We start from the raw sequence: 10,197 nt of genomic DNA, 5'->3' as shown, positions 1-10,197 counted from the left end.
GTTGAAGGTACCGCCAGTGATAACAGTTTTGCATTCAGGTTGAGCTTGAGATGCGCCATCCTGTGCCGATGCAACGGGTACGGAAAGTGCAGCAGTGCCCAGGGCGAAAGTCATCACAGTGCCGAGCATGACATTTCGAGTTGACTTAATAGACATGAGAATTACTCCTGATGAATGGATCCTAGGGACTTAGCCCTAGTGAATGGAATGGATTGATATGCAGAAAGCAGTCGAGCTACTGCAGCTGGCGGATCCCTCCGCCGCGGACGAACAGAGACGTCATTATCCGCACTGCGGACAACTTCGATGGGCCAGTCATAAACGCTGGAGAGAATCTCGTCGGTATAGACCGAATCAACCGATCCAGCGGCGGCAATTCGCCCATTCGATAGACAGACGATGTGATCGCAATACGCCGCAGCTGCGTCGAGGTCATGCAACACAATCACCACCGCAGTTCCAACTCTGTGAGCGATCTGCTGCATCAAGCTCAAGACTTGTTCCTGATGACGGATATCCATCGCCGCGGTCGGCTCGTCTAACAACACCACCGGTGTTTGCTGGGCCAAAACTCGGGACAACGCAACCCGAGCACGTTCGCCACCGGAAAGAGTGACGATGTCACGAACTGCCAACGCAGTGGAACCGGTGGCGTCCAGAGCAGCGTCAACAATGAGCTCATCCACACTGCTATCGACTGTCCCTCGCCACGGTCGCCGTCCCATCGCCACAACATCTCGAACAAGAAACTCAAACGCGACTTGGACATCCTGAAGCAACACCGCACGGCGCTGCGCCATTGCCCTTGCATCGGCCCGAGAGGGGTCTAATCCGGCGACGGAAACCACACCCTCAGTAGGTTTAATATCCCCAGACAGCGCGGCGAGCAGCGTCGACTTACCAGCACCATTCGGCCCAATGAGCCCTGTGACCTCGCCGGCACGAGCGACAAAACTAATGTCACTGAGCAACCGCTTGGCACCAACGTCGACGGCGAGGCCAGATACCTCAATGGCCTTATCGCCGATAGCCATACTGTTAGTAGTCGCATCGCTACCGTGAGCACTCATGCGTGCATCCCCTTTCGCATCATTCGGCGCAGCAGAACGAAGAAAGTCGGGCCGCCGACAAGGGCAGTGAAGATGCCAATCGGCAAATCTGCGAATTCAATCAACGTGCGGGCAGCCACATCGGCCAGACCAATCAAGACCGCCCCGCCAAGCGCAGAAGCAGGGATGAGGAGATAATTCTCCGGCCCCATGACCGTTCGCAACAGGTGCGGGATAATCAGCCCTACGAAGCCGATGAGCCCAGCAAAGGCAACTGCACCTGCAGTGAGTACGGTCGCAGCGATGATCACAATCGCTCTCAATTGACTTACATTGATCCCTGTGTGACCAGCGGCTTTCTCACCCAAAGCAAGCACGTCTAGTGCCCCACCCATCCGTAGGGCTACGGCAATTCCAACCATCGTGATCGGCAAAACCGCCCAAACGTGCTTCCACTGGGCACCATTTAGGGATCCCATCTGCCAAAAGATGATCTCTTCCCGACTGGCGGTCGGAGCTAAATAGACCATGAAGGAGATAATTGCTCCACACACGGCATTGACCGCGATACCTGTGAGAACCAGATTGATAACCACAACTCGGCCTTGACTTCGTGCTAGCTGGTAAATCAGGCCAGCGGCAACCAATGCGGAAAGAAAGGCGAAGAACGGAACGGTGAACGTGCCGAAGAAAGCAAGGTTAAAGACGATTGCCAACGCCGCACCAACCCCGGCGCCCGAGGTCACGCCAATAATCGATGGCTCGGCCAGAGGGTTGGCAAACACCGCCTGCATCAATGTTCCAGCCACACCCAAACATGCGCCGACTAGGAACCCCAGCAGGATGCGCGGCAAGCGAATATCCCACACTACGCTGGAGGCCAGACCTGAATGATGGTCTTTCCCCAGCAAGATTGAACCTAAATCCTGCAGTGGCACGTAGTACTGTCCAAGCACGATCGATAGCACCGCAGCAACAAGCATTAGCACCACCAGTGCACCGAAAATCCCTACCCATCGGCGCGTTCGCGCCCGGAGAAACTCGTTCGTATTAACCGTGTGGGTCATATAACGCCTTCGCTGTCCGCAAAAGTGTTTGCCCAGTCATAGGGCCGAACGCCAACGATTGACCATCTGGAATCGTGATTACGCGCCGCTTCTGTCCTGCCGTGGTTTGAGCTATGCCGGGGCGTTTGAGCAGGCCTTCGATCCCTCCGGTGGATTCCAACCCGCCGGTCATCATGATGAACGCATCTGGGTTTAACCTAGCTAGCGACTCCGCATTGGCTGGTTCGATGTAGGAAAGGTTGTTCTCCGTCCCCACGTCAACCGCACCAACGCCCTCGATCAGGTCTTTTGCTCCGGTCCCTTCGCCCATGATGAAGAACACTCCACCATTTCCACGGGCATAAAGGAATGCCACCCGCATCGGTGTAGAGGGCACCATCTTCTTGATGGTCTCTTTATCCAGATTTATTTCCTCGACTGTGCGATCCGCAAGCTTTTCCGCATCCTCCGGGAGGCCCACGACAGCACCGAGCGTGGTGATGTCCTCGGCTACCGAATCGATCGTGCGGGTCGGTTCCATGACCACAGTGGTCACGCCCGCCTGACGAATCTGATCGATAGCGTCCCGTGGCCCGATGGAGTGGTCCACGATGACGATATCCGGCTCCAACGACAACACGGCTTCCACGTTGATGTTGTGCCCACCTTGAGTGACCACTGGCCTGTCGGCCAAGATGTTTTCAGTAGAAGAGACCGTGCGGCCTACAATCCGATCGGCAAGACCCAGGCCAGTAAGGGTTTTAGTGTAAGTACCGTACAGGTCAAGAGCCAGAATCCGATCGAGCTTATTAACCTTGACATCGTGGCCGTCTGCGTCGGTCAGCTCCACCGGCAGCTTCGGGGATGGATGCTTGGTCACAGGCTCCACATCCGTGAAGTCCTTGACCTCCGAAACGCCCTCAAAACTACGAGGATCCTGCAGATCAGCAGCATTCTTGATGTCGTTTCGCAGAGCAGCATCAGCTTCGGATTCATAGGCGCCCTTAACGCCACACGCAGCGATGCTAGCCGTGCAGATAAACAACACACAGGTGCGGAACGCTAACCGCACAGTTCGATTAAGAACAATGGACATTAAAACGTGCTTTCTAACTGAGCAGTGTCTTGCCACCTAGTAGGCGGATTAAGACGGATTACTTACAACCAGTCGACCGATGCTTCCACCTGCGACGATGACTCCTACGATCAATCCGAGAAGGTAAGTAGCCGGGTTCTCATCCTGACCCTCAGCCGCAGCAGGCTTAACCTTGAATTTGCTCGATCCGTTTTCGTACCCCGCCGATGAAGAATCGCCATCGACGCCATTGCCGGAACCGTCCTTATTGCCGGCGAGCTTCGCGGCGGCAGCATTGTGCGCAGCAGAAGAACCACCGCCCGATCCACCCGCACTCGATCCAGATGCTGTCGTACCGCCCACTGCGTCGCAGTCACCCTGGCCACCTAGCTGGGCGCTGAAAGATATGGGCGCTAGTTGAGTTCCCGGATCGTAAAATTCGGCGAAAGCCACAGAGCCATCCTGGGTCAGCGATACACTCGCCTCTCCGCTTACTGAGTTATCCGAGATATCAAGGGAACTAAAGCTCAGGTCTCCCAGCACTGTGCGCCCGAAGTCTCGCTTCTCCCCTTCCATGTTTGAAGAACGAACATCGGCAACAAGCCTTCCTGTTCCACCGTTGAACTGGATCTCCGGATTCGCAATGTTCAGGTCGAGAATTCCGTTGTGACCGGTGAATTGCATCGCGCCACCATAGGAAATCGTTCCCTGTTGAGAAGACGTATCGACGTTGCCGCCGTTGCCGGTGAACTGATACTTGCCGCCGCTGTATCCGACCCCGCTCAAATCCCACTTGCCCTTAGCGATAGAGCCGGTGATGTACGACTGGAAGGATTCCTTCAGAGCCCACGATGCCTTGGCGCTTTCGACTGCCTTGACCGACTCGCAGTGCAGGTCTCCACCGCCACCAGCTGCTCTACCTGCTGTGGCACCGCCCCGGGTTGTTCCGCCTCCGCTGGCGGCCGACCCGCCGCCTGTTCCGCCGTTTCGCGCACCACTGTTCCCTGCTCCAAGCGATGTTCCGCCAGAGGCCGATCCACCACCAGAACCGGAGTTGGAGTTAGAGTTCGTTCCGGAGGTAGAGCTAGTTCCGGAGTCGCTTCCGCTAGAAGATCCGTTCTTTACGCTCCCGCGATTGACGAAAGATTCATACTCGTCCAAGAAGGCTTGGGAGTTACCCATGAAAGTGGTCAGGGCGTTCATCGTGTCGTTCGTCTCAGACAGAATTCCCATAGCTTCCTTGTTAAAGCCGGTGAAGTTGCCATCGATCGTGGTCAGCGTGCGCTTTTCGCCCGATCCCGAGCCACTGCCCGAATCTGATCCACAGCTGCCGTCCAAAGCCACTGAGCCACTGGTTGGATCCATCGAGGTTCCCGCATTGTAAGCGAGAAACAGCCGGCTGCCACCTTGAGTAAGTGTCGTAGAACCAGAAAGGTTCACGCTCCCTGAGCCAGGGGTCACCGGGGTGGACAGGTTCACCTTGGCGATGACTTCATCGTCGCCAGTGATTTTGGCTCCTCGCTTGCTCTTATTGACCATGTCCGACTCATAGGAGACATAGTCCACCAGAATCTCGGCGGTTTTTCCCTTTGCGCGCACCTTCCAATCGGAGAGCGTCATATCTAACAGGTCATCACCGCCATAGTTGTGGCCGTTGAAACGGAGAACTCCGTTGAGCGGAACCGTCACCGTATCACCGTTTACCTGGGGCTTTTGGGGGCGGAACTGGAAGGCTCCATTCGGGCCGGTCTTATCGCCATTAAAGCCGATACCGTCGCCACCCCATCCGCCTTTAGCGACAGGGCCTTGGATATAGGCACGGTAGCTCTGCTTGATACCCCAATTGAATTCACAGGTTCCTGCCGCTGAGGCAACGGGGGTAGCGACCGTGGTAAATGCTACGGGAGCGAAGGCAAGTACGGAGGTGGCAGCCACAGCCGTGGATGCGCGGACGAACAACCGTCGCGAGGAGCCTCGACGTGATCCAAACGGTGAAAGATGCATGCTGATCCTACTCAAAACTGAAACATCAAAAGATTTGCGCCGCCTTACCTCTACCTAGGTTTTACCCATTAGATTAGGATAGTGTTACCTTAATTAGGTAAGGCTCGACTTAGCTGAAAGTATCATGAGTCAGCCTAAGAGACGAAAGCATCTTGTGTTTAGTTTCGTCCCCCACCCCCACCTCTCACCCCCGAGAAAGGACGCGAAGAATGACCGCATACACCCCGGCCCCTCTGGCCAACCTCTACCCTGAAGTAGACCCCCACCAGGCAATTCCGCTTTCCGCGACCGAACGCTTTGCCCTAACCGTATCGATCGGCGTGATGGCATACGGCGCAGTAGTCGGCGACTTCATTATCGCCGGAGTCGGGCTGGCACTAGTCGCCATCGCATGCGTCGTATGTTCTCAGAAAACGCAGCGCCGGATCCGCTCCCAAGCCCGCAGCCGCTTCCCCAGCGAGGACTGGGTCGAATACAGAACCGCAAACAGGTTGAATCTGAACCTCTTCCTCCCCCTGTGTATCGGCTCCATCGGCGCCCTGATTGTGGCCGGTTTTTGGTACATCCCGCCGGAGCACGCAACACTGGGCGGCATCATCATCGCCATCGTTTCTGCCGCCACCATTTGGTTCTTGCCAGGCCTGAACCCCATGTGGTCGAACGACGAAGAATATTTCGTACCCGAAGAAATGTATGACGACGAGGTCGAGCTTCCGGGATCAGAGTTACAACCCGACGAGTACGTCTATGGAACTACCCCTTCAGCGACCACTTCGCGCCATCGGCTGTATCCGTAACCTCGATGCCGGCCTCGGCCAGGCGGTCGCGCACCTCGTCGGCGGTGGCCCAGTCCTTGGCCGCGCGGGCCTCGGCGCGGCGCTCCAGCTCGGCCTTCACCAGCACGTCCAGGGCACCCATCGCCACGTCGGAGCCACCGGCAGCGGCCTTGGTGGATTCCAGCCAGGTCTCGCTCAGCGGATCCACACCCAACACAGCGGCCATGGCGCGAACCTGCCCGGCGATTTCCTTAACCTGCTGCTTCGCCTCGTCCGTAGGCTTTGCGTCCAGTAGCTTGTTGCCCTCACGAACCACGTCGTGGATCACGGCCAGCGACTGCGGCACGGCCAAGTCATCGTCCATCTTCTCCGCGAACTGCGCCGGCACCTCGCCGACCGGCAGCGCCTGCGGGTCCACCGCAGTCTCGCCGGTGACGTACTCGATGGCACGCACCAGGAACTTCTCGATGCGGCGGTAGCCCGCAGCGGCCTCACCCAGCGCAGCCTCGGAGTACTCCAGCATCGAGCGATAGTGCGCGCTGCCCAGGTAGTAGCGCAGCTCAACCGGCCGCACCAGCTTCAGCACGTTCGGGATAGAAAGCACGTTGCCCAGGGACTTCGACATCTTCTCGCCGGACATCGTCACCCAACCGTTGTGCATCCAATAGCGCGCGAACCCATCGCCCGCTGCCGTCGCCTGTGCGGCCTCGTTCTCGTGGTGCGGGAACTGCAGGTCCAGGCCACCGCAGTGAATGTCGAACTCACTGCCCAGGTAGGTCGTGGCCATCGCGGAGCACTCGATGTGCCAGCCGGGGCGACCTCGTCCCCACGGGGTATCCCAGGCCGGCTCGCCCGGCTTGGCTGCCTTCCACATGGTGAAGTCGCGCGAGTCGCGCTTGCCGGTACCCGCGGACTCGCCCTGATCCATCTCGTCCAGCTTCTGTCCGGAAAGGAAGCCGTAGTTATCGATCGTCGCGGGCTGCGCGTACACGTTGCCGTCTGCGGCGTAACCGTGACCGTTGTCGATGATGCGCTGCATGTACTCGATCATCTGCGGTACGTGCCCTGTGGCGCGGGGCTCGATGGAAGGTGGGGTGACGCCCAACTGGTCATAGGCCCAGTTAAACGCACGCTCATGCGTGGCGGCCCACTCCCACCACGGGCGGTTATTCTCCGCGGCCTTGTTCAGGATCTTGTCGTCAATATCGGTGACGTTCCTTACGAAAGCGACGTCCAACCCCTTGGCCTCTAGCCAGTTGCGCAGGATGTCGAAAGCAACTCCGCTGCGCACATGCCCGATGTGCGGGATCGACTGCACGGTCGCTCCACACAAATAGATCGAGGCATGGCCTTCACGGATGGGCTCAAAGTCGCGGAGCTGGCGGGCGGCAGTGTCGTAAATTCGCAAAGTCACACCACACAGTATAGGCATGCGCATCCGGCCTCTTTCCCCTGCGTGTCAGTATCGTGGAGCATATGAGCACTCAAAACACCCCGAGATTCGCCACCATCCGCCTCAATAACCGGGGTGCATGGCGCCCAATCGCAGTCACTTCCTTCTCCGCCGAAGGCGGCGAGGGCAAGCTCCTCGCCGAATTCCCTTACAAGGCGCAGATCAGCAGCACGGAGCTGGATTCCCTCCCCACTGTTTCCTTCACCGCCGACCAGCTGGGGCCGGTCGTGCCGAACCCCGGAAAAATTTTCTGTGTCGGCCTGAACTACCGGGAACACATCGCAGAGATGGGGCACCCGATTCCGGATCACCCCACCCTGTTCGTGAAGTACGCCTCCGCCTTGGCGGGCCCGTTCGACGAGGTCGTTGTGCCCCCGGAGCTCTCCGCGCAGGCGGACTACGAGGGCGAGCTCGCTGTCATTATGGGCGAAGCCGGCCAGATCGCAGGCTACGCCGTGATGAATGATTTCTCTCAGCGCGATTGGCAGTACCGCACCCAGCAGTGGCTGCAGGGCAAGAACCTGGACCGTTCCAGCGGTTTCGGCCCATGGATGGTGCCGGCCGAGCATTTCGATCCGATTGCAGAAGGAGCCGTCTTGCGCACCTGGGTCAACGGCGAACTCCGCCAGGAGCACAGCGTTGCCGACCTGGTGTTTAAGCCGCAGGATCTGGTGGATTACATCAGCAACTTCGCCTCGTTGGCACCTGGTGACGTCATCGTGACGGGCACACCAGAGGGCGTCGGCCACGGCATGACCCCACCGCAGTACCTGGCCGATGGCGACGAGGTACGCATCGCGATCGACGGCATTGGGGAAATATGCAACCGCATTAACTGCTGAGCTGAGCCAAACCCGGCTCGGCTTTCTTGATGGCGCTCCGCACTGCCGCGAAAAGTAGCAGACAGATGGGAAGCGCAATCACAATCACATCGATCCTGGGCGACCAGAACAATGGCAGGTATCTACTAGGCAATACCGATATGAGCAGGCACTGGGCGGCAGTTAGCAGAAGCAGTCCATAGAAGCTCTTTCGCAGGTCCGCTACGAGGCATGCACCGAAAATCACCGACAATGCAATAAGCGTGTACTGCAGCATGCCTGGGTTGCCCAGGATCGCGACAACGCCGCATTCGCCCAGGCAAAGCCCGAGGAAAAGCCAGTCGCAGACCGCCCACGTGCGAACAGTTAGTTCTTCCAGCTGGGAAAGCCGATTATCCCAGAACATCACCGCGGAGCTAACGATGGCGATGGAGAACACAAAGTTAAACGGAACGACTCCGGACGAACTCCACGAAGCCCAGGGAATGGGAATCGTGGTCGTACCGAACAGGACGGCACCCACGACGCCGAATACCTGAAGCATCACCGCATAGGTCGCGGAATGACCGCGCCAATAGATCTGTCCTCGATGCTGGGTAGACACTACCCCTCCCAACACTCGGAGTTCGCCCGATCAAGGATGAACTTCACGTCCACTCCCTCATTCGTGCCATGCACCCCGCGCCATTGTCCGGAAGGTGTCAGGGTCGCTCGTTCCAGTTCTTCTTCCGTCAGATCGGGAAGAGACTCCGCGACTGATACTGGTTCCTGCGGAGTTCCCCAACACGATGGTGCCCCCTTAAGCGCAGGTTCGTTGCTGAGGAGTTCGACCAGGAGCGCGTGCTTTACTGCCTGTTGCTGATTCGAGTGGGCGAGCCAGATGTCGCCGTCCCGTTGCGGTTCGGCGTCGATCAGCCTATAGGTAGTGACGCCCAAAGATTCCCACACCTTGCGGTTAGCATCTACCTGCTCAGATGGGGTTTCGCGCCAATAGCATACTGCTCCGTCGCAGATCATGCGCTCTCGGGGACGGGGCATCGCGGAATCGTAGTTTCCATCTTGGGCGATTCCGTAGCCTAATCCACAGCTCACACCGAGTAGAACGATGGCGGCCACACGAAGTGGCCACGCGGACAGCCCCGGAAGCCAGTTTCCGTGAAAAGCCGCGGTCAACAACAACGAGCAAACGCATATAGCCCCCAGCACCAGCGCCGAAGCCTTCCACAGAATCGGGTCCACGCTCTGCGATACCTGGCAACAAGAGCTGAACGGCTGCCCGAACATTTGTCGCCACGCCACATTTGAAAGCGATACAGGATAAGCGACCAGGATAAAAGGCAGAAGCAAGCCGACAGCGATCGCCACAATTGCTGGTAGGTACAGCCCTAAAGTCGCCCCCAAGCTCAGCCATGCCACGCCGTGAAGAACAATAAAGACCAGCCCCGTTGCAAGGGACTGTGCGGACTCTACGTATCCGATATCCGCCAGCTGCACTGCGAGGTACGCCAACACCACTACCACCGCGAGCAATAGTGGCAGCGCCAAGGATCTGAGCCAGACCCTAAAAACATCCTGCACAGAGCCGCGGGACTTGAGAAAGGAACGGAAGCGTGCCATCTCTTTGGCACCGATAAAACCTAGGATTGGCCCCAGCGAATAGTAGATGGCCAAGCTATTGGAGACCGCGTTGTCCTGCGTAGGCACCGAGTTAGCGTTGAGTGTAATGCTCAGCAATCCAAGCGCAGAAGCCGCGAGCACCAAAGCAACGTTGATCGCATTAATCCTCGACATGGCCACCGGTCCTGGAAAATGCTTCCGCAAGGTTTCTCACAGTGTCGGAATAGCGATGTGACTCCCCCGGCTCTAGCGAACCGCGCCCAACTCGCAGAAAATCGCTCAACGGCCCCTGGAACTCAACTTTTCCTTTATGCAACACGAGTACATGCTCGAACGGCTTCTCCACTTCCAAGGGC

9 protein-coding genes and 1 pseudogene are annotated in these 10,197 nt (G+C 57.9%); 2 read left to right on the top strand and 8 right to left on the bottom strand.

What is annotated here, in order from left to right; translation table 11 throughout:
- Positions 1-161: 161 nt before the first annotated feature.
- From Q0331_RS05865 to Q0331_RS05850, 4 genes are all read right to left on the bottom strand, one after another.
- The gene (locus Q0331_RS05865; protein ID WP_005296738.1) at positions 162-1,034 is read right to left on the bottom strand and encodes a heme ABC transporter ATP-binding protein; all 873 of its coding nucleotides are present in this window, start codon (positions 1,032-1,034) and stop codon (positions 162-164) included.
- Between the two features lie 32 nt (positions 1,035-1,066).
- The gene (locus tag Q0331_RS05860) at positions 1,067-2,116 is read right to left on the bottom strand and encodes an iron ABC transporter permease (RefSeq protein ID WP_005296741.1); all 1,050 of its coding nucleotides are present in this window, start codon (positions 2,114-2,116) and stop codon (positions 1,067-1,069) included.
- Positions 2,100-3,167 (bottom strand): hemin ABC transporter substrate-binding protein, encoded by a 1,068-nt coding sequence (locus Q0331_RS05855; RefSeq protein ID WP_173362251.1) that lies wholly within the window; start codon positions 3,165-3,167, stop codon positions 2,100-2,102. Before Q0331_RS05855 ends, Q0331_RS05860 begins: the two co-directional genes overlap by 17 nt.
- A gap of 72 nt (positions 3,168-3,239) precedes the next feature.
- Complete coding sequence (locus Q0331_RS05850; RefSeq protein WP_011273027.1) at positions 3,240-5,174, bottom strand: HtaA domain-containing protein; 1,935 nt, start codon at positions 5,172-5,174, stop codon at positions 3,240-3,242.
- Between the two features lie 209 nt (positions 5,175-5,383).
- Here Q0331_RS05850 and Q0331_RS05845 point away from each other — a divergent pair, with 209 nt between their 5' ends.
- A complete protein-coding gene (locus Q0331_RS05845) occupies positions 5,384-5,971 on the top strand; it encodes a hypothetical protein (protein ID WP_011273026.1) in 588 nt (195 codons plus the stop codon).
- Here Q0331_RS05845 and cysS read toward each other — a convergent pair.
- The gene (gene cysS / locus Q0331_RS05840) at positions 5,928-7,364 is read right to left on the bottom strand and encodes a cysteine--tRNA ligase (protein WP_298075521.1); all 1,437 of its coding nucleotides are present in this window, start codon (positions 7,362-7,364) and stop codon (positions 5,928-5,930) included. The two genes, Q0331_RS05845 and cysS, sit on opposite strands and share 44 nt — an antisense overlap.
- A 62-nt stretch (positions 7,365-7,426) precedes the next feature.
- Here cysS and Q0331_RS05835 point away from each other — a divergent pair, with 62 nt between their 5' ends.
- Complete coding sequence (locus Q0331_RS05835) at positions 7,427-8,245, top strand: fumarylacetoacetate hydrolase family protein (protein WP_298075520.1); 819 nt, start codon at positions 7,427-7,429, stop codon at positions 8,243-8,245.
- Here the strand turns inward: Q0331_RS05835 and Q0331_RS05830 are convergent.
- The 3 genes and pseudogenes from Q0331_RS05830 to Q0331_RS05820 form a co-directional block, all read right to left on the bottom strand.
- Positions 8,235-8,828 (bottom strand): hypothetical protein, encoded by a 594-nt coding sequence (locus tag Q0331_RS05830; protein WP_298075519.1) that lies wholly within the window; start codon positions 8,826-8,828, stop codon positions 8,235-8,237. The two genes, Q0331_RS05835 and Q0331_RS05830, sit on opposite strands and share 11 nt — an antisense overlap.
- On the bottom strand, positions 8,828-10,015 hold the full coding sequence (locus Q0331_RS05825) for an ABC transporter permease (protein ID WP_298075522.1): 1,188 nt from the start codon (positions 10,013-10,015) through the stop codon (positions 8,828-8,830). The genes Q0331_RS05830 and Q0331_RS05825 overlap by 1 nt, the downstream gene beginning before the upstream one ends.
- Positions 10,002-10,197: pseudogene (locus Q0331_RS05820) on the bottom strand (ABC transporter ATP-binding protein); the annotation flags it as partial. The pseudogene Q0331_RS05820 and the gene Q0331_RS05825, both read right to left, overlap by 14 nt.

The organism is uncultured Corynebacterium sp., assembly GCF_937999985.1.
Classification (GTDB): domain Bacteria; phylum Actinomycetota; class Actinomycetes; order Mycobacteriales; family Mycobacteriaceae; genus Corynebacterium.
The sequence above is the reverse complement of the archived record's forward strand: the minus strand, read 5'-3'. Positions and strand labels throughout refer to the sequence as shown.

What these genes read in the sequence shown, in the direction of transcription:
- Q0331_RS05825 (WP_298075522.1), bottom strand. Translation starts at nt 10,015, where the DNA reads ATGTCGAGGATTAATGCGATCAACGTTGCTTTGGTGCTCGCGGCTTCT.
- Q0331_RS05865 (WP_005296738.1), bottom strand. Translation starts at nt 1,034, where the DNA reads ATGGCTATCGGCGATAAGGCCATTGAGGTATCTGGCCTCGCCGTCGAC.
- Q0331_RS05835 (WP_298075520.1), top strand. Translation starts at nt 7,427, where the DNA reads ATGAGCACTCAAAACACCCCGAGATTCGCCACCATCCGCCTCAATAAC.
- Q0331_RS05845 (WP_011273026.1), top strand. Translation starts at nt 5,384, where the DNA reads ATGACCGCATACACCCCGGCCCCTCTGGCCAACCTCTACCCTGAAGTA.
- Q0331_RS05850 (WP_011273027.1), bottom strand. Translation starts at nt 5,174, where the DNA reads ATGCATCTTTCACCGTTTGGATCACGTCGAGGCTCCTCGCGACGGTTG.
- Q0331_RS05860 (WP_005296741.1), bottom strand. Translation starts at nt 2,116, where the DNA reads ATGACCCACACGGTTAATACGAACGAGTTTCTCCGGGCGCGAACGCGC.